17 protein-coding genes and 1 pseudogene are annotated in these 19,176 nt (G+C 69.5%); 6 read left to right on the plus strand and 12 right to left on the minus strand.

Going from position 1 to position 19,176, the window contains the following annotated elements; translation table 11 throughout:
• Positions 1 to 61: 61 nt before the first annotated feature.
• Positions 62 to 2,974, minus strand: a complete 2,913-nt coding sequence (locus tag QE452_RS08065) for an insulinase family protein (RefSeq protein WP_309658753.1) — start codon at positions 2,972 to 2,974, stop codon at positions 62 to 64.
• A 118-nt stretch (positions 2,975 to 3,092) separates the two neighbouring features.
• Here QE452_RS08065 and QE452_RS08070 point away from each other — a divergent pair, with 118 nt between their 5' ends.
• Genes QE452_RS08070 through QE452_RS08080 form a run of 3 tightly spaced genes read left to right on the plus strand, consistent with a single transcriptional unit; the run spans position 3,093 to position 7,706 of the window.
• Positions 3,093 to 4,133, plus strand: a complete 1,041-nt coding sequence (locus tag QE452_RS08070; protein ID WP_309658752.1) for a quinone-dependent dihydroorotate dehydrogenase — start codon at positions 3,093 to 3,095, stop codon at positions 4,131 to 4,133.
• Positions 4,134 to 4,173: 40 nt separating this feature from the next.
• Positions 4,174 to 5,859: a gamma-glutamyltransferase gene (ggt, locus tag QE452_RS08075; RefSeq protein WP_309658751.1), complete on the plus strand. Its 1,686-nt coding sequence runs from the start codon at positions 4,174 to 4,176 to the stop codon at positions 5,857 to 5,859.
• A gap of 59 nt (positions 5,860 to 5,918) precedes the next feature.
• Positions 5,919 to 7,706 (plus strand): long-chain fatty acid--CoA ligase, encoded by a 1,788-nt coding sequence (locus tag QE452_RS08080; RefSeq protein WP_309658750.1) that lies wholly within the window; start codon positions 5,919 to 5,921, stop codon positions 7,704 to 7,706.
• On the opposite strand, the gene QE452_RS08085 is transcribed toward QE452_RS08080, so the two are convergent.
• The 3 genes from QE452_RS08085 to QE452_RS08095 are packed head-to-tail and all read right to left on the minus strand — an operon-like array spanning position 7,694 to position 9,967.
• Entirely contained in the window at positions 7,694 to 9,223 is a 1,530-nt protein-coding gene (locus QE452_RS08085) for a tryptophan 7-halogenase (RefSeq protein WP_309729845.1), read from the minus strand. The two genes, QE452_RS08080 and QE452_RS08085, sit on opposite strands and share 13 nt — an antisense overlap.
• A gap of 4 nt (positions 9,224 to 9,227) precedes the next feature.
• Complete coding sequence (locus QE452_RS08090; RefSeq protein ID WP_309729849.1) at positions 9,228 to 9,725, minus strand: PIN domain-containing protein; 498 nt, start codon at positions 9,723 to 9,725, stop codon at positions 9,228 to 9,230.
• Positions 9,725 to 9,967, minus strand: a complete 243-nt coding sequence (locus QE452_RS08095) for a type II toxin-antitoxin system Phd/YefM family antitoxin (protein ID WP_309658747.1) — start codon at positions 9,965 to 9,967, stop codon at positions 9,725 to 9,727. The genes QE452_RS08090 and QE452_RS08095 overlap by 1 nt, the downstream gene beginning before the upstream one ends.
• A gap of 177 nt (positions 9,968 to 10,144) precedes the next feature.
• On the opposite strand from QE452_RS08095, the gene QE452_RS08100 reads away from it, so the two are divergent.
• Positions 10,145 to 11,497: a cation:proton antiporter gene (locus QE452_RS08100; RefSeq protein ID WP_309658746.1), complete on the plus strand. Its 1,353-nt coding sequence runs from the start codon at positions 10,145 to 10,147 to the stop codon at positions 11,495 to 11,497.
• A gap of 3 nt (positions 11,498 to 11,500) precedes the next feature.
• On the opposite strand, the gene QE452_RS08105 is transcribed toward QE452_RS08100, so the two are convergent.
• Complete coding sequence (locus tag QE452_RS08105; protein WP_309658745.1) at positions 11,501 to 12,682, minus strand: histidine kinase dimerization/phosphoacceptor domain -containing protein; 1,182 nt, start codon at positions 12,680 to 12,682, stop codon at positions 11,501 to 11,503.
• 182 nt (positions 12,683 to 12,864) lie between these two features.
• Here QE452_RS08105 and QE452_RS08110 point away from each other — a divergent pair, with 182 nt between their 5' ends.
• Positions 12,865 to 13,047 (plus strand): CsbD family protein, encoded by a 183-nt coding sequence (locus QE452_RS08110; RefSeq protein ID WP_125995127.1) that lies wholly within the window; start codon positions 12,865 to 12,867, stop codon positions 13,045 to 13,047.
• A gap of 72 nt (positions 13,048 to 13,119) precedes the next feature.
• On the opposite strand, the gene QE452_RS08115 is transcribed toward QE452_RS08110, so the two are convergent.
• The 7 genes from QE452_RS08115 to QE452_RS08145 all read right to left on the minus strand — a co-directional run bounded on the left by QE452_RS08115 (position 13,120) and on the right by QE452_RS08145 (position 18,869).
• Entirely contained in the window at positions 13,120 to 14,244 is a 1,125-nt protein-coding gene (locus QE452_RS08115; protein ID WP_309658744.1) for an NADH:flavin oxidoreductase/NADH oxidase, read from the minus strand.
• 67 nt (positions 14,245 to 14,311) lie between these two features.
• Complete coding sequence (locus QE452_RS08120) at positions 14,312 to 15,541, minus strand: FAD-dependent oxidoreductase (RefSeq protein WP_309658743.1); 1,230 nt, start codon at positions 15,539 to 15,541, stop codon at positions 14,312 to 14,314.
• A gap of 59 nt (positions 15,542 to 15,600) precedes the next feature.
• Complete coding sequence (locus tag QE452_RS08125; RefSeq protein ID WP_309658742.1) at positions 15,601 to 16,593, minus strand: Gfo/Idh/MocA family oxidoreductase; 993 nt, start codon at positions 16,591 to 16,593, stop codon at positions 15,601 to 15,603.
• 3 nt (positions 16,594 to 16,596) lie between these two features.
• On the minus strand, positions 16,597 to 17,184 hold the full coding sequence (locus QE452_RS08130) for a zinc-binding dehydrogenase (protein WP_309658741.1): 588 nt from the start codon (positions 17,182 to 17,184) through the stop codon (positions 16,597 to 16,599).
• Positions 17,181 to 17,546: an alcohol dehydrogenase catalytic domain-containing protein gene (locus tag QE452_RS08135; RefSeq protein WP_309658740.1), complete on the minus strand. Its 366-nt coding sequence runs from the start codon at positions 17,544 to 17,546 to the stop codon at positions 17,181 to 17,183. Before QE452_RS08135 ends, QE452_RS08130 begins: the two co-directional genes overlap by 4 nt.
• 46 nt (positions 17,547 to 17,592) lie before the next feature.
• A complete protein-coding gene (locus QE452_RS08140) occupies positions 17,593 to 18,405 on the minus strand; it encodes a beta-xylosidase (protein ID WP_309729853.1) in 813 nt (270 codons plus the stop codon).
• 155 nt (positions 18,406 to 18,560) lie between these two features.
• Positions 18,561 to 18,869, minus strand: a complete 309-nt coding sequence (locus QE452_RS08145) for a histidine phosphatase family protein (protein ID WP_309658738.1) — start codon at positions 18,867 to 18,869, stop codon at positions 18,561 to 18,563.
• Positions 18,870 to 18,925: 56 nt separating this feature from the next.
• Here QE452_RS08145 and QE452_RS08150 point away from each other — a divergent pair.
• A pseudogene (locus QE452_RS08150) lies at positions 18,926 to 19,168 on the plus strand (NAD-dependent epimerase/dehydratase family protein); the annotation flags it as partial.
• Positions 19,169 to 19,176: the final 8 nt, after the last annotated feature.

Consider the following 19,176-nt stretch of genomic DNA (forward strand, 5'->3'; position numbering starts at 1 on the left):
GGAATCAACCGCTATCTTTGCGAACGACTCGCGCATTTCCGGGCGCAAGTCGCTCGCAGGATCAGCGGGCCGTGGCGGGCGCCTTGTCCTTCGGCAGCACTTCCATCGTCCAGTCGGTATCCGGCCGCAGATAGCGGGCGGCGAGTGCCTGCAACTCGGCGGGCGTGGTCGTCATCAGGTCCGAGCCGAGCGAGCGCACCGCCGCCAGACGGCGCGGGTCATAGGTGCCGCCGCCCATCTGCGCGAGCCAGAACTGGCTGGAGGTGGAGGCGCGCAGCAATTGCTGTCCCATCGGCTTGATCGTCCGCTCCAGCTCGTCCGCGCCGACCGGGTTCTTCGCCAGGTCCGCCGCGATCTCGCGCGACAGGCGGAAGAACAGCGGCACATTCTCCGGCGACACCTGACCGATCGCGACGATCTTGCCGCCGCTGGTGCTGCCGACCGGCCATTGGCTGGAGACGGAGGGGCTGTAGCTCGCCCCCGATTCCTGGCGCAGCCGCTCGAACAGCCGGTCGGAGAAGATCTGCGCCAGGATGTCGAGTTGGCGGCTGGTGCGGATCTCAGCGATGCCGCCGCCGGTCGGCCAGGCGATCACCGCCGCCGCCTGGCTGTCCGGGCCGTCATGGGTGCGGACGACCGGCGTCGCGACATGCGCGGGGAAGCGGACGGTCAGCGGCGGCCCGGCCTCGTTGCCGCGTGGCGCCATCGCGCCGAACGTGTCGGTGACGGCGGCGATCGCCTCGTCAGTCTTCACGTCGCCGAACACCATCACCTCGACCGGGCCGGAGGCGAGCACCGGCTCCCAGGTCTTGCGGAAACGCTTGGGCGTCAGCGCTGCGATCTCCTGGCTGGTCGGGGCGGCCCAGCGCGGATCGCCGTCGCGCAGCAACCCCTCCAGGTCGCGACTCAGCACCGCGGTCGGCGAGGCGCGCATCCCCGATTGCGCCGCCTGCGCCGCCGCCTTGGCGCGGCCGATCGGCGCCGGGTCCCAGCCGGGCACGGCCAGCTTCGCCGCCATCAGCCGCAACTGGTCATGATAATCGGCCGGCGAGGTCATCGCTGCCAGCACGAACGCATCCTCGTCGATGCCGAAGTCCAGCCCGATCCGCCGCCCGGCCGACAGGGCCTCCAGGTCGCCCTGGTCCAGCTTGCCGATGCCGCTGGCGACCAGCGCGGTGTCCGCCGCCCAGGTCGCGGTGCTCGTCTTCGCCGGCAGTTCGCCATAGCCGCCGCCGAACCGCGCCCGGACATAGACGCGGCCCGTCTCCGCCGGATTGGAGAAGACCAACAGCCGCACGCCATTGGCGAACGTCACCTTCTCCAGCCCGATATCGGGCATCGCCTGGCGCTGCACGACCTTGCCCGGTGCGCCCAGCGACGGCAGCTTGGAGAAGTCGACCGCCGCCTGGACGCGCCGCTCGCCCGCCAAGCCGCTGACATCCGCCTTCAGCGCCGCCGCCAGCCGCGCCGGCACGTTGGCCTCCTGGGTCGGCGTGTTGACCAGGGCGCGGGTGGCGTCACCCTGGAAGATCTTGCGCGTCGAGGCCAGCACCGTCTCCGGCGTGAACATGGTCTTGGCGCGCGCGTCCTTGAAGATCTGGTAGGAGGTTTCGGGCGAGGTCGTCGTCTCGCGGATGTCGAGCGCGCCGGCCATGTCGTCGGCCTGCTTGGCGCCCGCCTCGACGCGCGAGGTCTCGACCATGGTCCGCATCACGGTATCGTAATCGGCCAGCTCGCGGTCGATCTCCGCCTGGGTCGGCGGCGTCTTCATCGCATCTGCGACGACGGCGCGCACGTCCTTCAGCGCCGCTTCCCACTGGTTGCCGACCGGCAGGATGGTGGTGAAGGTGCCATTGGTCGAGCGCGACTCGTCATCGACCGCGACCTGCGCCTGGAGATAGCTGCCGCCGCCCCGCGCCCGCTGCTCCAGCCGGCGGCTGACCAGCCGCGCGGCCACGGTGTCGACCATCCGCTTCTGGTTGAACAGGATCGTGTCGGCATTGAACTGCCATGGCCGCAGCACGGCGGTGGCGACGATTGCGGGCAGGCCGGACTCGCTCAGCGTCGCGGTCGCCGGCTTGCTCGGATCGGGCTTGCCGAAATCGGGCGCGGGCACGTCCGGGCCATTGGCCTTCCAGTCGGCGAAGTTCTTGACGATCAGCCGCGAGAAGACCGCCGGGTCCATGTCGCCCGAGATGATGACGACGGCGCGCGAGGGGCGATACCAGCGGTCGTGGAACGCCTTGACGCTGGCGCCGTCCGCCGCGAGCAGCGTCTTTTCCGTGCCGATCGGCGATCGGTCGGCGAGCGGCTGGCCCGCGAAGAAGGTCTCGCGCAGCGCATCCTGGAACTTCACCTGCGGCCCGGGCTGCTCGCGCCGTTCGGCCAGCACGATCGGCCGTTCGGCATTGACCGACGCATCCGACAGAATCGGCTTGGCCATCATGCCCGACAGGATGTGCAGGCTTTCGTCCAGCCCCGCCTCGGAGGCGGAGGGCAGGTCCAGCTTGTAGAGCGTCTGGGTCGGCGTGGTCTGCGCATTCGAATCCGACCCGAAGGTCGCGCCCAGCCGCTGCCACACCCGCTTGGCCTCGCCATCGGGGACATAGGCGCTGGAGCGGAAGGACAGATGCTCGATGAAGTGCGCGAAGCCGCGCTCATTGTCGCGTTCGTAGAGCGAGCCGACGTCCATCGCGACGCGCACCGACACCTGCCCCGGCGGCACGCCGTTCTTGCGCACCGCATAGCGCAGGCCGTTGGGCAGGGTGCCGAACCGCCAGGCCGGATCGGGCGCGATGTCGCTGCCCTTGTACAGCCAGGCCGTGGTGTCGACCGCCACCGCCGGCATCGCAGGCGCGGCGGCCGGCGGGCGGGTCTTGGTCGCCTGGGTCCGGGGCGCTTGGGCGACCAGCGGTGCCGTGGTGACGAGGAGGGAGAGGACGGAGACGCGGAACGCGCGTGACAAGGACGCCATGACCGACGCCCTTACCCGGTTGCGCCCCGCGGGGCCAATGCTTTCCTGCCCGTTTGGATAGGGCCGCCGTCCGACACGAGGCTTTGACCGCGACGGCATGGAATGCGAAAGGGCCGGCATGGCCTGGTATCACCCCGCTCTTTTCGCCATCGACGCCGAGCGCGCGCACGCCCTCACCGTCCGGTCGCTCGCCGCCTGGGGCAAGGCGGGGACGCCGTTGGCGACCGCGCCCGACCGGTTCCCCCGGCTGCGCAGCCGGGTCGCGGGGCTGGACTTCGCCAATCCGGTCGGCCTCGCCGCCGGGGTCGACAAGGATGGCGAGGCGATCGTCGGTTTCCTGGGCCTGGGCTTCGGCGCGGTCGAGATCGGCACGCTGACCCCGCGTCCGCAACCCGGCAATCCCAAGCCGCGCCTGTTCCGCCTGCGCGAGGACCGGGCGGTGGTGAACCGCTACGGCTTCAACAACAAGGGGCTGGACGCCGGGCTGGCGCGGGTCGCCGGGACGACCGGCCGGCGGCGCGGCCTGCTGGGAATCAATGTCGGCGCGAACAAGGATTCGACCGACCGCATCGCCGACTACGCGCATGGCGTCGCCGCCGCCGCGCCACTGGCCGATTATCTGACCATCAACATCAGCTCGCCCAACACGCCGGGCCTGCGCGACCTGCAGACGCAGCCTCTGCTTGGCGAACTGCTCGCCGCCACGCGCGCGGCGGCGGGGACACGGCCGTTGTTCCTCAAGATCGCGCCCGATCTTGACCGCACCGACCTCGACGCGATCGTCCGCGCGGCGATCGACGCGCGGATCGATGCGCTGATCGTCTCCAACACCACCGTCTCGCGGCCAGCGAGCCTGCGCTCGCCCCAGGCCGCGGAGACGGGCGGCCTCTCCGGCGCGCCGCTCGCCCCGCTCGCCCGCGCCAAGCTGGCGGAGGCGCGATCGGCGAGCGGCGGGGCGATCCCGCTCATCTCGGTCGGCGGCATCGACAGCGGCGCGGAGGCCTATGCCCGCATCCGCGCCGGCGCCAGCCTGGTGCAGCTCTATTCGGCGATGGTCTATGAAGGCCCCGGCTTGCCCGGCCGCATCGCGCGCGATCTCGACGCGCTGCTCGCCCGCGACGGTTTTGAGACGCTGGCCCAGGCGATTGCGGCGGCCTGACGGGTTGCGCGGCACGGCGCGGACGCTACGGTCCGAAGCGATGAAGACCCTGTTACTCGCCGCCGCGCTGACCGCGCCGCTTGCCGTCCAGGCCGCGCCCGCCGCCCAGAAGGCCGCGATCTCGCGCGGCGTCGTCACCTCCGCCGATCCGCGCGCGACCGAGGCGGGGCAGGACATCCTGCGCCAGGGCGGCACCGCGACCGATGCCGCCATGGCGATGATGCTGGCGCTGACCGTGGTCGAGCCGCAATCTTCCGGCATTGGCGGCGGCGGCTTCCTGGTCCATAATGACGGCCGGACCGGCAAGGTCGAGACGATCGACGGCCGCGAAACCGCCCCTGCCGCCGACACGTCCCGCCTGTGGCTGGGGCCGGACGGCCGGCCCCTGCCCTTCGCCCAGGCCTTTCCCGGTGGTCGGTCGGTCGGCGTGCCCGGCAATGTCCGCCTGCTGGCGCAAGCGCACAAGCGCTGGGGCAAGCTGCCGTGGAAGGCGCTGTTCCAGCCCGCGATCCGGCTGGCGGAGCAGGGCTATGCCGCGACGCCGCCGCTGGTGAACGGCGTCCGCATCGTCTCGCCGCTCTGGGCCGATACCAATTTCGACGATGCTCGCGCCCTCTATGGCGACGCCAAGGTCGGCGAGACCATCAGGAACCCGCGCCTCGCCACGCTGCTCCGTACCCTGTCCGAACAGGGACCGGACGCCTTCTATACCGGCGACAATGCCGCCGAGCTGCTCCGCGTCGCCACGCAGAGCCGCGTCGCGCCCAGCGCGATGACCGCCGCCGACCTGGCCGGCTATCGCGCGATCGAACGCGCTCCGGTCTGCGGCACCTACCGCCGCTATCGCATCTGCAGCATGGCCCCGCCCTCCTCGGGCGGCGTCACCGTGCTCCAGATCCTGGGGATGCTGGAGCGGTTCGACCTGCGCAAGCTCGGCAAGGACTCGCCCGTCGCCTGGCACCTGATCGCCGAGGCCATGCAGCTCGCCTATGCCGATCGCGACACCTATCTGGGCGACCCGGCCTTTGTGCGGAACCCGGTCGCCGGGCTGATCGCCCCCGCCTATCTGCGCCAGCGCTCCGCCCTGATCGCCCCGGACCATAGCCTCGGCACCTACCAGCCCGGCCATCCGGCGGGCGCGGGACGGATGACGGCGGCGGTGTCGTCGGAGGTGCCGGCCACCACCCATTTCATCGCAGTCGACAAAAGCGGCGACATCGCCACCATGACCTCGACCGTCGAGGGGCCGTTCGGCAGCCAGCTGATCGCCAATGGCTATGTCCTCAACAATGAGCTGACCGACTTCACCTTCGCGCCCGAGAAGGACGGCGCGCCCGTCGCCAACCGGCCGGAGGGCGGCAAGCGGCCGCTGTCGTCCATGGCCCCGACCATCGTCTATGACCGTGACGGCAAGGCGATCTTCTCGGTCGGCGCGGCCGGCGGGCGCACGATCATCATGCAGGTCGCCAAGGCGCTGATCGCGCATCTCGACTGGGGGATGCCGGCGCGCGAGGCCCTGGGCACGCCCCTGGTCTTCTTCAACAGCGACGGGCTGGTGCTGGAACAGGGCACCTGGCTGACCGCGATGAAGCCGGCGCTCGAAAAGCTGGGCCACCGCGTGACGATCGGCAAGCTCGGGCTCAAGGCGAACGCGGTCGAGCGGACGCCGCGCGGCTGGGTCGGCGCGGCCGATCCACGCAGCGTCGGCACCGCGCTTCCCGAATAGGCTGAGCACAGAAAACGGCACCCGCGACGTTCGATCATGGACGCGCGAAAGGAGAGACGATGCGGACGCTGGAGCATTTCCCCAATCTGGTCGCGATGTTCTTCGCCCGCGCCGCGGAGAAGGGCGGCGCCCCCTTCCTCTGGCACAAGGCCGATGGCGCATGGCAGCCGACGAGTTGGGCGCAGGCGGCGCGTCAAGTCGCCAGCCTCGCCACCGCGCTCCAGGCATTGGGGTTGAAGCGTGGCGACCGGGTGATGCTGGTGGCGGAGAACCGGCCCGAATGGTGCCTGTCCGACCTGGCGATCATGGCCGCCGGCTGCGTCACGGTGCCGACCTATGTCACCAATACCGAGCGGGACCATCTCCACATCCTGGAGAATAGCGGCGCGTGCGCGATCATCGTCTCGACCGCCAAGCTCGCCAAGGTGCTGATGCCGGCGGTGCTCAAGTCCAACCAGGGCCAGATCGTGATCGGCATCGACGAGATGCGCGCGCCCGCCGCCGGGCTCGACTTCCACGACTGGAACCGGTTGATCGCGGATCATCCGACCGACCCTGCCACCGCCGCCCCGCGCGCCGACTTCGGTCGCGACGACCTGGCGTGCATCATCTATACCAGCGGCACCGGCGGCGCGCCGCGCGGCGTGATGCAGCATCATGGCGCGATCCTGCACAATGTCGCCGGATGCAGCGCCGTCGTCGCCGAGGATTTCGGCTGGGGGGACGAGGTGTTCCTCTCCTTCCTGCCGCTCAGCCACGCCTATGAGCATACCGGTGGGCAGCATTTCCCGATCGGCATGGGCGGGCAGATCTATTATGCGGAGGGGCTCGACAAGCTCGCCGCCAATATCGAGGAGGTGCGGCCGACGATCATGTTCGTCGTCCCCCGCCTGTTCGAGGTATTGCGGACCCGCATCACCAAGGCGATCGAGCGACAGGGCGGCCTGTCGGCGAAGCTGTTCGCGGCGGCGCTCGAGATCGGGGCGCAACGCGCGGCGGGTCGGGTGCGACTGATCGACCGGCCCAAGGCGCTGCTCGTCGACACGCTGTTCAAGCCCAAGATCGCCAAGAAGTTCGGCGGCCGGATCAAGGCGATGATCTCCGGCGGCGCGCCGCTGACCCCGGAGGTGGGCGAGTTCTTCCAGTCGCTGGGCGTCACCTTCCTGCAAGGCTATGGCCAGACCGAGGCCGCGCCGGTCATTTCGTGCAACCGGCCCTCGGTCGGCGTGACGATGGACTCGGTCGGCCCGCCGCTCCTCAACACCGAGGTACGGATCGCCACCGATGGCGAGATCCTGGTCCGCGGCGAGCTGGTGATGCATGGCTATTGGCGCAACGATGCCGAGACGGCGCGCGTGCTCAAGGACGGCTGGCTGCACACCGGCGATATCGGCGAGTTCGACGCCGCCGGCCGCATCCGCATCACCGACCGCAAGAAGGACCTGATCATCAACGACAAGGGCGAGAATGTCGCCCCCCAGAAGGTCGAGGGGATGCTGACCCTGCAACCCGAGATCGCCCAGGCGATGATCCATGGCGACCGCCGCCCCTATATGGTCGCGGTGATCGCGCCCGATCCCGAATGGACGCAGGAATGGTGCGCGCGGAACGGCGACAGCTGTCGCTTCGACCGGCTGGCGGAGAATAGCGAATATCGCACCGCGCTCGGCCAGGCGGTCGAGCGGGTGAACCGGGACCTGTCCGTCACCGAGCGCATCCGCCGCTTCATCCTGGCCGACGAACCGTTCGCGATCGAGAACGAGCAGCTCACCCCCAGCCTCAAGATCCGCCGCCACGTCCTGCGCCAGGTCTATGGCGAGCGGCTGGACGCGCTCTACAAGGGTTGAAGGCTCATCCCCGCATCGCCGCGACCAGGTCGCGGTGGCTCGGCAGGTCGGCGGCGGCATGGTCGCCGAACTGGCGCAGCTTGCGGAACAGCTGCGCTCCGCCCTCCTGCGGCACCGGCTCGGCATCGCCGGCCCAGTCCATGCCGTAGAGGATATATTGGTAGTTGAAGAAGGCGAAGCTCTCCACGTCCAGCGTGAAGTCGAAACCGGTTGGGCGGCCGGTAGCGCCACTGGTCGAGCAGTCCCGCCAGCCGCTCGGACCGGGACCCGGCCGCCCGATTGTCCCGCCAGAAGGGCTCGGTCCGGCGGCTGAGGGCGTAATGGAGCTTCAGGAAATCGGCGATGGCTTCGTAGCGCGCGGTCATCAGCGCGTTGAACCGCGCGGCCGGGGCCGCGACAGGTCCGCGACGGGGGAAGAGTTCGGCGATCATCGCCACCGCCGCCTCGATCAGCAGGATGCCAGTCGACTCCAGCGGCTCCAGGAACCCGCCCGACAGGCCGACCGCGACGCAATTGCCGACCCAGGGTCGACGCCGATATCCCGGCTCGAACCCTAGCGTGCGCACCTCCAGCCGATCCGCCGCGACGCCCGTATAGCCCGCCAGCACCTGCATGGCCTGGTCAGCGGTCAGATGATCGTCCGAATAGACCGTGCCGATCCCGCGCGCCTCGGCCGTACCGATGTCCCAGGTCCAGCCCGCATGATGCGCGGTGGCGATCGTCATCGTCGGTAGCGGCGTATCGTCCCGCTCATAGGGCAGGCGACAGACCAGCGCGCGATTGGTGAACAGCCGGTCGCGCACCGACACGAACGGTTCGCCCAGCGCCTCGCCGATCAGCGCGGCATGTTGCCCGGAGCAGTCGATATAGAGGTCGGCGGACAGGGCGCCATGCGGCTCCGTCTCCAGATACGTGATCGAACCGTCCGTCCCCCGCACCGCGCGCACCAGCCGCCCGTCGAGCCGCCGCACGCCCAGCGCCTCGGCGCGGTCCGCGAGCAGCCGGCCGAGCCGGATCGCGTCGAAATGATAGGCATAGCTGAGCGGCCCCTCATAGCCCGCCTCGCCCGCCTGTTTCGGCCCCCGCCCCGCCGCCGCGACCCGGTGCTGGATCGTCACCGCCTCGGCGAAGGGTGCGCGCGTCGCCGCGTCCTGCGCCAGCCAGTGCGCGACCAGATCGACCTCGTCGGATCGATAGGGCGGCTCGAACGGGTGGAGGTAGCGATGCCGCCGACCCGCATCCGGCGCATGGAGCCAGTCGTCGAAGCGGATGCCCTGTTTGAAACTGGCGCTGGTCCCGCGCAGGAACGCGCCCTCGTCGATCCCGAGATAGCGGAGCGTCGCTCGGATCGTCGGAAAGGCCCCCTCGCCCACGCCGATCGGGCCGATCTCCGGCGCGTCGAGCAGGGTGATCGCCACGCCAGGGCGCATCGTCGCCAGGTGCCGGGCGAGATAGGCGGCGGTCAGCCAGCCGGCGGTGCCGCCGCCGACGATCAGGATCGAGCGCCCGTCCGTCATCCCCTCACATCCTCACGAACAGGTTGCGGAACCACTGCGATCCGCCCCGCGCGGCCTCGCGCCAATCCTCCTCCGGCTCCTGCGGCGTATAGCCGAGCGGGCAGAACAGCTTGGGCCGCCCGACCTTATAGGCACCCGGATCGGCGGTGACGAGGGTCAGGCCATGGACCAGCGCGGTCGCGACCAGCAGGGCGTCGCGCATCTCCACATAGGCCAGGGCGCCCGCCCGCCGCGCCACCGGCAGGTCCACGGGCAGGATGCGACCCTCGAACGCCGGCACCACCCGGTCGCCGATCCAGGCTTCCAAGGTCATGCCGTCCGCTCCACCGCGCTTCCGGCCGGGCAGGCCGGCGGCGGCCTCCTGCAATTCGAGCAGCGTCACCACCGACAGGAACAGTTCCTGGCGCGGCACCCCGCCCGCCCAGAGCGCCAGCCCCGGATCACCCTCGCCACTGCGTGCCTGTTTGAGCGCGCCGACGATCGCGGTGTCGAGCAGGTACATCAGCGCCCGCCGCCGCCGCGCGTCCAACGCGCGACCGGCGGCCGGTCGGGCAGCACCTCGCCCTCGGCGGCCAGCAGGTCGACGATGCTCTCGCCCGGCCCGGCCATGTGCCGGAACGCCTCGATGCCGATCAGCACATGGGTCGGGCGACCGCGATCGGTGATGAACACCGGCTCGACCTTGGCGAGTCGCTTGGCGAGGCTGACGTCCTGGTTGAACGCACGGCTGCTCAACGTCTTCATCGCGCACCTGTTTTGCTCGTTTCCCTGTAGGTACGTACCTACGTTGTTTCCGCCAAGCCACAATCCCGGTAGCGCTCCCGAAAATCGCCGCGGCGGCACTGGAACCGGTCTTGCGCTGGACGGCGGCTTGGCTTTCAACCCGATCAAACACCGGACATCGGGGGACCAGGGAGAGCGATGAACGACATGATCGACAGTTTCCGGCATGTGGCCGGCGGGATGCTGTCCGCGCACGGCCCTGCCGTGCCGGCGAGCGCCAGCAGCTATGTGCCGGGCGACTACAGCATCCATTTCTTCCTGCAGCTCGCCATCATCATCCTGGCTTGCCGGCTGGTCAGCTGGTTCGCGCAGCGCGTGCTCGCACAGCCGCCGGTGGTGGGCGAGATGATCGCCGGCGTGCTGCTCGGCCCCTCGCTGCTCGGCCTGTTCGCGCCCGACCTGCAGGTGGCGATCTTTCCGAAGGAAACCAAGAACATCCTCTATGCCGGGGCGCAGTTGGGCGTGGCCATCTACATGTTCCTGGTCGGACTGACGCTGCGGCTGGACCATTTCCAGTCCAAAGCGAAGAGCGCGATGGCGGTATCCGCCTCCGGCATCGCCGCGCCCTTCCTGATCGCGGCGCTGATCACGCCGATGCTGCTGACCGTGCCCGGCCTGTTCGCGCCGAACATCGGCACCGGCAGCGCGACGCTGTTCCTGGGCGCCTGCATCGCGCTCACCGCCTTTCCGATGCTGGCGCGGATCATCAACGAACGCGGCCTGTCGGACAGCCCGCTCGGCACGCTGTCGCTGACGGCGGGCGCGTTCGACGATGCCGCGTCATGGTGCGTGCTGGCGGTGGTGCTGGCGACCTTCGGCGGCGGCAGCGGCGTGGCGATCCTCGCGATCGGCGGGGCGATCCTCTATATCGGGCTCCTGTTCGCCTTCGGTCGGCGGCTGCTCGCCCCTCTCGGCCGCGCGGTCGAGGCGCGGGGCGAGATGAGCATGAACGTGCTGGCGATCACGCTGATGCTGTTCTGCTTCTCCGCCTTCATCATGGATGCGATCGGCGTGCATGGCATCTTCGGCGGCTTCATCCTGGGCGTGTTCATGCCGCGCGGCCTGTTCGTCACCGAGCTGAAGAAGAAGGTCGAGCCGCTGGCGGTCGTGCTGCTGCTGCCGATGTTCTTCACCTATTCGGGGCTGAACACGCGGATGGACATGGTCAATTCCGGCGCGCTGCTGCTGATCGCGCTCGGCATCCTGGCCGCATCGATCGCCGCCAAGTTCGGCGCCTGCTACCTGGCGGCGCGGGCGTGCGGCGAGGACAATCGCACCGCGCTCGGCATCGGTGCGCTGATGAACTCGCGCGGGCTGATGGAGCTGATCATCATCAATATCGGCCTGAGCAAGGGGATCATCGGCCCGACGCTCTTCTCGATGCTGGTGCTGATGGCGATCGTCACGACGATGATGGCCAGCCCGTTGTTCGAATGGGTCTATGGCCGCAAGGCGCGGGCGAGCGGAGAACTGGGGGCCGCGACCGCCTGACCCTCAGCGGCGCGGATCGGGGAAGCGCAATGTCACGCGCGTCCCCGGCCCGGCATCGGCGAAGTCCAGCACGCCGCGAAGCTGGCGCGCGAGGCTGGCGATCATCCGCATCCCCAGGCTTTCGCGCGACATCGCCTTCAGGTCGAAATCCGCCGGCAGCCCCGGTCCCCGATCGGTGACGGTGAGCACGAACTCCGCCCCCGTCTGTGCCAGCCGCACCGTGATCGGACCGGCATCGGCGGCATATTTGATCGCGTTGGTGACCAGCTCGGTCACCGTCAGGCCGACCGGGATGGCGATATCGGCGTTCAGCTCCGCCGCGCAGATGTCGCAATCCACAGTGTCGAGACAGGCCTGGTCCGCCAGATTGGCGACGATGCCGCAGACCAGTTCGTCGAGCGCGACGATGCCGACCTGCTGCCCGCGCCACAGCCGGTCGTGCGCCTGGGCGATGGCGGTGATCCGCGCCTGCGCGTCGCCGAGCATCCGGGCGATGCGCGGGTCCTCGTCCTCCTGCATCTGGAGGTTCAGCATCGCGGACACCAGCGCCAGACTGTTCTTGACCCGGTGGCTTGCCTCGCGCGTCAGCAGTTCCTGATGCTCGATCGCGGCGGCGAGGCGCTGTTCGGCATGTTGCCGCTCGATCGCGACGCCGATCAGATTGGCGAAGCCCTGCATGAAGGCGAGATCGGCCGCCTCGAACTGGCCCTCCTCGGCGCTGTCGACCTCCAGCACGCCGTATTTGCGACCGCCCGCCTCGACCACCACGTTGATCGCGCGGCAAATGCCATGGTCGGCCATGAAGCCGGGGGTGCGGAAGCGTTCCTCATTGGCGAGATGGTTGGAGATCACCGCCTCGCCCGAATGAAAGGCGAAGCCGGCGGGGGACCGGGCGTCGCTGTCCATCTCCACCGTGCCGACCACGCCGTCGCGCCAGCCGACCCCTTCGCGGACCAGCAACTTGCCGCTATCGTCCTGATACTCCAGCAGCTTGGCGAAGGGCGAGCGCATCCCCGCCGCGCAGAGTTCGACGGCGCGGCACAGCATCGGATCGAGCTCCCGCGCCCGAAGCGCCTCGATCCCGAAATCGGCCAGGACGGATTGCTGGTGCAGACGATATTGGAGTTCACCGGGCGACGGTCCGGCATCGCCGTCCTCGCCAGGGGATTGTTCGATTACCGCCACGCCCTGCTCCACGCTCCTGCCCCCTGTGATCGGACGGCCGGCGGCTTATTAGCAGCGTGTCGAAACAGGTAAAGTCCGGGTCCTTCGCCGCTCCGGGACAGTGGATCAAGGAACCGCGTCGCCTTGATGTCGTTTAATGTGCAACCGGTCCGAACCCCACCGGCTTGATAAAGGATAGATATATGGGCGAGATGTCCGACAAGATGGCAGCGGCTGGTAACAAGATCGCCGGGTCGGTCAAGGAAGCCGTCGGCAAGGCCACCGACAATGAGAGCCTGCGCGCCGAAGGCGAGGCGCAGCAGCTGAAGGGCACGGGCCAGGACGTCAAGGGTTCGGTCAAGGGCGCGCTCGGCGACAAGATCTGATCGCTCAGCTCCCTAGACGACGATATGGGGCGTTCGCACGATGCGAGCGCCCCTTTTCTTATGCCCCTTTCCTCACGGACGTGCCGTATCGGCCGGCGCATCGAACAGATGCCTGAACCGGGACGGCTGCGAGCGCAGATACTGGTCCGGCGCGCTGACCCGCCCGCCCAGATGCGCGGCGGCATGCCAGGGCCAGCGCGGATCGTAGAGGATCGTCCGCGCCAGTCCGATCAGGTCGGCATCGCCCGTCGCGACGATCGCTTCCGCCTGCTCATATTCGGTGATCTGGCCCACGGCGACGACCGGTATGCCGACCGCTTGTTTCACCGCCCGGGCGAGCGGCACCTGATAATTGGGGCCGACCGGAATCTGCTGGCGCGCGTCGAGCCCGCCGCTCGACACATGCATGGCCGCGCAGCCGCGCGCCTCCAGTGCCTGGGCAAAGGCGACGGTCTGGTCGATATCCCAGCCGCCCTCGACCCAGTCGGTGCCCGAAACGCGCATCGTCACCGGTATGCGATCCGACACCGCCGCCCGCACCGCGTCGAAAATCTCCAGCGGCAGGCGCATCCTGTTCTCCAGCGATCCGCCATATGCGTCCTCGCGTCGGTTGGAGAGCGGCGACAGGAACTGGTGGATCAGATAGCCATGGGCACCGTGGAGCTGGATCGCATCGATACCGATCCGCGCCGCGCGCTTCGCGGCCTCGACGAAGCCGTCGCGCACGCGGGCGATACCGTCCTGGTCGAGCGCAGCGGGTGCAGTCTCCCCGTCCGCAAAGGCCAGGGCGGACGGAGCGACCGTCGGCCAGCCATTCGCCGCGTCCGGCGCGATCTGGCGGCCGCCGCGCCAGGGCAGGTCGGTCGAAGCCTTGCGACCGGCATGGGCAAGCTGGATCGCGATCGGCATCGCCGAATGCCGCCGCACTGCGGCCACCACCCGGGCCATCGCCGCCTCGGTCGCATCGTCCCACAAGCCGACATCGGCATAGGTGATCCGCCCCTCCGGCACGACGGCCGTCGCCTCGATCGTCAGCAGCGCCGCGCCGGACAAGGCGAGATGCCCCAGATGGATCAGGTGCCAGTCGGTCATGCAGCCATTCTCGGCCGAGTATTGGCACATGGGCGCGATGACGATGCGATTGTCCAGCCGCAGCGGACCCACATCAAGACTTTGGAATAGTTGCGGATAGTTCAAATCCCGCCTCCTGTTTCGGTGCGTGGCACCTACGCATGGCGGCGGGTTCGGGGCCCGGTGCGGGCGGTCAGCCGACCAGGCTTTTCAGCGGACGCGACGGATCGGCCAGATGCTCGGGCGGGATGATCACCCCGGCCGTCACCAAGGCGCGGCCCTGCACGAAATCCTTCATCGCGTTGACGCAGTCGAGCGCGATGACCCGGCCTTCGCGCAGATAGATGATCGCGAAGCTGCGCATCGCCGGATCGCCGCGCAGGACGGTCCGGTCATGGCCCGTCGACAGCCCGACCGTCTGGAGCTTGAGGTCGTACTGGTCGGACCAGAACCAGGGCACGGCATGATAGGCGACGTCGCGGCCGACGATTGCCCGCGCGGCAACCGCCGCCTGGTCGGTGGCGTTCTGCACCGACTCCAGCCGGATCACCGCGCCGTCGGCAAAGGCGTTGCGATGCGCGGCGCAATCGCCGATCGCCCGGATCGCCGCGACATTGGTCCGGCATTGTTCATCGACCAGCACCCCGCCCGCCGCGGCCGGGGCCACGCCGGCCGCGAGCAGCGGCGCGACCGCCGGCACGATGCCGATGCCGACGATCACCATCTGCGCGGGCAGCAGCGTGCCGTCGCCCAGCCGCACGCCGCTGACCCAGGTCTGGCCCTCCAGGCAGGACACGCTCTCGTCCAGCCGCAGCGTGACGCCGTGCGCCCGGTGCTCCGCCTCGTAGAAGCGGGACAAATCGACCCCCGCGACGCGTGCGAGCACGCGGTCCTGCGCCTCGACCAGGATCACCGCCTTGCCGGCCTTGGTCAGCACGGCCGCCGCCTCCAGCCCGATATAGCCGCCGCCGATCACCACCACTTCGCGCACCGCCGGCAGTTCGGCGACTAGCCGGTCGACATCGGCGCGGCTGCGCACCGAATGGACGCCCGCCAGGTCGTGGCCCCGACAGGAGATCCGGCGCGCATCGCCGCCCGCCGCCCAGATCAGCTCGCCATAGCCGATCTCCTCGCCCGTCGCGGTGGTCACCCGCCGCGCCGCCGGGTCGACCGCGACGACGCGGGTATCGGTGCGGAGCGCGATCGACCGGTCGCGCCAGAAGGACTCGGGTCGGATCAGGATGCGATCGAACGGCCGGTTCCCGGAGAGGTAATCCTTCGACAGAGGCGGCCGTTCATAGGGAGCGTCGGCCTCCGCGGTCAGCAGCGCGATGGAGCCGCCGAACTTTTCCTGCCGCAGCGCGATCGCCGCTTGCGCACCGGCATGGCCGCCGCCGACGATCACCACGTCATATTCTTCCATCAGCCCTCGGCCCCCTCTTCCGCTCTCGCCTCGCTCCTTAGCGGAAGGCGGCGCGGGGTTCACGCCCCTGCCGCGGCATAGATGCGGTCGAGCGCCTTCGCCGCCGCGACGAAGTGCCACGCCGCGGGATCGAAGCCTTCGCCCGCCGCCAGTCGCCGCGCCCAATCGACCGCCGCCCGGCCGCCCCATTCCTCCGGCGGGCCGGCCAGACGCTCACGCGCCGTGCCGCGATGCCGTTCGGCGACGAAATCATAGAAGGAGCCATCGACATTGCGCAGCGTCGCGCCGCCCTCGGTGCCATAGAAGCTCGCCTCGATCACCGCATTGCGCCCGGCATGGACGCGCCACGAACAGGCCAGCCGCACCACCGTCCCGTCCGCCAGGTCGAGCGTCGCGACCGCATAATCCTCGAACGAGTCGCGCGCGTGCAGCGGCGCCCCGCCCGCGAACAGGCTGGCCTGGGTCCGCTCGATGTCCGGGAACCCCGTCGCCCAGAGCGCCAGGTCGACCAGATGGATGCCGAGATCCATCACGCAGCCGCCCCCCGATTGCGCCCGGTCGTAGAACCACGGCTTGTCCGGGCCATAGGCATTGTGGAACACCAGATCGATCGCGAACACCCGGCCCAGCGCGCGGCGCCGGACCAGATCGGCGATCACCGCCATGCCGTCGGTGAAGCGATAGGACAGGTCGACGCCGAGCAGCCGGTCGGCCGCCGCCGCCGCCGCGACCACCCGCGCCGTCTCCGCCGCGTCGCGACCCAGCGGCTTCTGGCAGAAGACCGCGACGCCCGCCTCCAGCGCACGGATCGCCTGTTCGGCATGAAGAGCGCTGGGGGTGGCGATGACCAGTCCGTCCAGCCCCTGCCCCAAGAGCGCATCAAGATCCGGAACGACCATGGCGCCCGGTGCGGCCTCGGCGGCGGCGGCGGCCATCTCGGGCGCGGGATCGGCGACCGCGACGATCGTCGCGCAACCGGCGGCGTGGATCGCGCCCATGCGGTGGCGGCCGATCCAGCCGGTGCCCAGGAAACCAAGTCGCAGCCTATGCATAGGTCACCAGCGCCTTGACGAATCCCTGCGGCTTGTCGCGTGTGGCGGTGATCGCCTCGCCCAGCCGGTCGAGCGGATAGACATGGGTGAGCAGCCGTCCCAGATCGATCCGCCCGCCCGCCCGCCCGCCACCGCCGCCACCGCCTCGCGCAGGCCGTGGCGATGAACGGCGGGATCGCGCTCATGCGCGTTGACCACGTCGATCCCCTTCCAGTTCCAGTCCTGCATATTGACCTGGCGCGGGCCGTCCTGGTGATAGCCGGCGACGACCAGCCGCCCGCCCATGCCGACCAGCGCGGAAGCGAGGTCGAGCGGCCATTGCTTGCCGACCGCCTCGATCACCCGTTCGCAGAAACGCTCGGCTGTCAGCTGCTTCACCTGTTCGATGATCGCCCAGTGATCGTCCATCGCGATCGTCTCCGCCGCGCCGAAATCGCGCGCCAGCGCCAGCGACTCCGCCCGGCGCGAAATGGCGATGACGCGCGCGCCGGCGTCCGTCGCCAGCCGGGTCAGGATCGCCCCCAGGAAACCGATCCCGACGATCGCCACCGTCTGTCCAGCACGGATGTCGCTGCGACGGAAGATGTTCATCGCACAGGCGATCGGCTCGCCCGGAAAGGGCCGGCCAGCGCCTCGGGCAGTTCGACCAGCGCGTCGGCGGGCGCGACGTCATATTCGGCGAAGGCCCGCTCCGACAACAGGGCGACCCGCGCGCCGATCGACGGCGAGGTGACCCCCTCGCCCTGCGCATCCACCACGCCCCATCCCTCATGCCCCAGGCCGCCGGGCGCGCCCGGAAAGCTCAACCAGGGCTGCCCCTCGAACGGCTCGACATTGGAGGCGCAGACGCCCGTCCCCTCCAGCCGCACCCGGACCTCGCCGGGGCCGGGCTCGGGACGGTCGATCTCGGCGATCTCGAACCGCGCCGGGCCGACCAGTATCGCTGCTTTCATGCGTGCTCCTTGCAGTCCGGACGGACGCCGCCGAATGTTGTCGTGATCAGGCAAGCATGCCGACCGGCTGCGGCACCACCGCCTGTGCGGGCGCATAGCGGTCGATCATCCAGGCGCAGAAATCGGCGAATTGCTGCGGATCGCGCGCCGGGCTGGTATGGTGCGGCGCGACGCCCAGATGCTCGGGCGTGAAGCAGAAGGTGACGGTCAGGTCGAAATCCTGCAACGCCTCCATCTGCCGGTCGAACCAGTCGATCGCGTCGGGACGGAAGCTGTCGGCCCAGGACAGGCCGATGCGCAGCTTCCTCGTGCCCAGCCGCTTCATCCAGGCGACGGCATCGTCCAGGCGCGGGTCCTGATAGTGGAACCACTGCATCAGCCCCATCTCGGACGCGACCTTCGCATATTCGTCCAGCGCCGGCTTGGGCGTGCCGTCCGGACGGATCAGCCCCCTGTAGAAATGCCGGTAATAGCTCGATCCCTCCGCCTCGCGGTGACGGGTGGTGGCGCCCCATTCCATCGGCAGGTCGAACAGCGAATACCAGAAGATGCGGGGCACGCGGCCGATCAGCAGTTCGGCGGTACGCTGCACGCCGAACACCTGCACCTCCTCCGCGCCGAACGAGCCGACGCCGACCTCGGTCACCCAGACCGGCTTGTCGGTCACCGCCTCGATTTCGGCGATCTTGGCGGGCCAATCATGGATCGACCACAGGTTCCAGTCGAGCGGGAAGCCGTGCACCGCGATCACGTCCACCGCGTCCAGCCCGCCCTGCGCCTCCATGCGGCGTACCCATTGGGGGTCGATCGGCGACATGCCGCCCAGCACGCGCGTGACCGCCGGATTGATCGCCGCCACCGCCCCGGCCCGCCCGCGTCACCGTGTCGGCGAAGATCGACCAGTCGGGGTCCAGGTCCGGGTCCCAATGCGACTTGTTGTTGGGCTCGTTCCAGAACATCGCGGCTTCGATCATCGTGCAACCTCTTGGGAATGGGGTCTCGGTCGACGGCGGATCAGCCGGCCGTCTCGTTCAGCGTCAGCAGCCGCGCGCCCCGGTCGCCCATCACCACCCGCGTGACCGAGGCGGGATCGATGTCGAAGCGCAACACATGGTCCAGCGACAGGCCGAGTATGTCCGCCACCGCGCCCCGGATCATGTCGCTATGCGTCACCAGCGCACCGGTCGTGCCGGTCCGCTCATGGGCGATGCGGCGAAGATGCGCCATGATCCGCCCCTGCGCCTCCGCCATCGTCTCGCCGCCGGGAATGCGGGCGGTGCCGCGCTCCTGGTTCCAGCGGGTCCAGTCCGGATCGTCGGTCAACGTGTCGAAGGCGCGGCGCCTACCGCCCGGTCGATGCACAGGTCCGCGCGCACGGCATCGGCGAGGCGCGGCCACTCGACTTCCACACCCCCTATGGCTGTTCCAAGGGCGCGGCGGACCAATATGTGCTGGACTATGCCCGCAGCTTCGGCCTGCGCACCGCCGTGATGCGGATGAGCTGCATCTATGGCCAGCGCCAGATGGGCACCGAGGACCAGGGCTGGGTCGCGCATTTCCTGATCCGTGCGCTGCGCGGCGAACCGATCACCCTCTATGGCGACGGGCACCAGGTGCGCGATATCCTGGA

This window comes from Sphingomonas sp. SORGH_AS_0438 (genome assembly GCF_031453475.1).
Lineage (GTDB): Bacteria > Pseudomonadota > Alphaproteobacteria > Sphingomonadales > Sphingomonadaceae > Sphingomonas.

Excerpts from the sequence above, each read along its gene's own strand:
- QE452_RS08065 (WP_309658753.1), bottom strand. The coding sequence starts at position 2,974 with ATGGCGTCCTTGTCACGCGCGTTCCGCGTCTCCGTCCTCTCCCTCCTC.
- QE452_RS08070 (WP_309658752.1), top strand. The coding sequence starts at position 3,093 with ATGGCCTGGTATCACCCCGCTCTTTTCGCCATCGACGCCGAGCGCGCG.
- ggt (WP_309658751.1), top strand. The coding sequence starts at position 4,174 with ATGAAGACCCTGTTACTCGCCGCCGCGCTGACCGCGCCGCTTGCCGTC.
- QE452_RS08080 (WP_309658750.1), top strand. The coding sequence starts at position 5,919 with ATGCGGACGCTGGAGCATTTCCCCAATCTGGTCGCGATGTTCTTCGCC.
- QE452_RS08085 (WP_309729845.1), bottom strand. The coding sequence starts at position 9,223 with ATGACGGACGGGCGCTCGATCCTGATCGTCGGCGGCGGCACCGCCGGC.
- QE452_RS08090 (WP_309729849.1), bottom strand. The coding sequence starts at position 9,725 with ATGTACCTGCTCGACACCGCGATCGTCGGCGCGCTCAAACAGGCACGC.
- QE452_RS08095 (WP_309658747.1), bottom strand. The coding sequence starts at position 9,967 with ATGAAGACGTTGAGCAGCCGTGCGTTCAACCAGGACGTCAGCCTCGCC.
- QE452_RS08100 (WP_309658746.1), top strand. The coding sequence starts at position 10,145 with ATGAACGACATGATCGACAGTTTCCGGCATGTGGCCGGCGGGATGCTG.
- QE452_RS08110 (WP_125995127.1), top strand. The coding sequence starts at position 12,865 with ATGGGCGAGATGTCCGACAAGATGGCAGCGGCTGGTAACAAGATCGCC.
- QE452_RS08120 (WP_309658743.1), bottom strand. The coding sequence starts at position 15,541 with ATGGAAGAATATGACGTGGTGATCGTCGGCGGCGGCCATGCCGGTGCG.
- QE452_RS08125 (WP_309658742.1), bottom strand. The coding sequence starts at position 16,593 with ATGCATAGGCTGCGACTTGGTTTCCTGGGCACCGGCTGGATCGGCCGC.
- QE452_RS08130 (WP_309658741.1), bottom strand. The coding sequence starts at position 17,184 with ATGAACATCTTCCGTCGCAGCGACATCCGTGCTGGACAGACGGTGGCG.
- QE452_RS08135 (WP_309658740.1), bottom strand. The coding sequence starts at position 17,546 with ATGAAAGCAGCGATACTGGTCGGCCCGGCGCGGTTCGAGATCGCCGAG.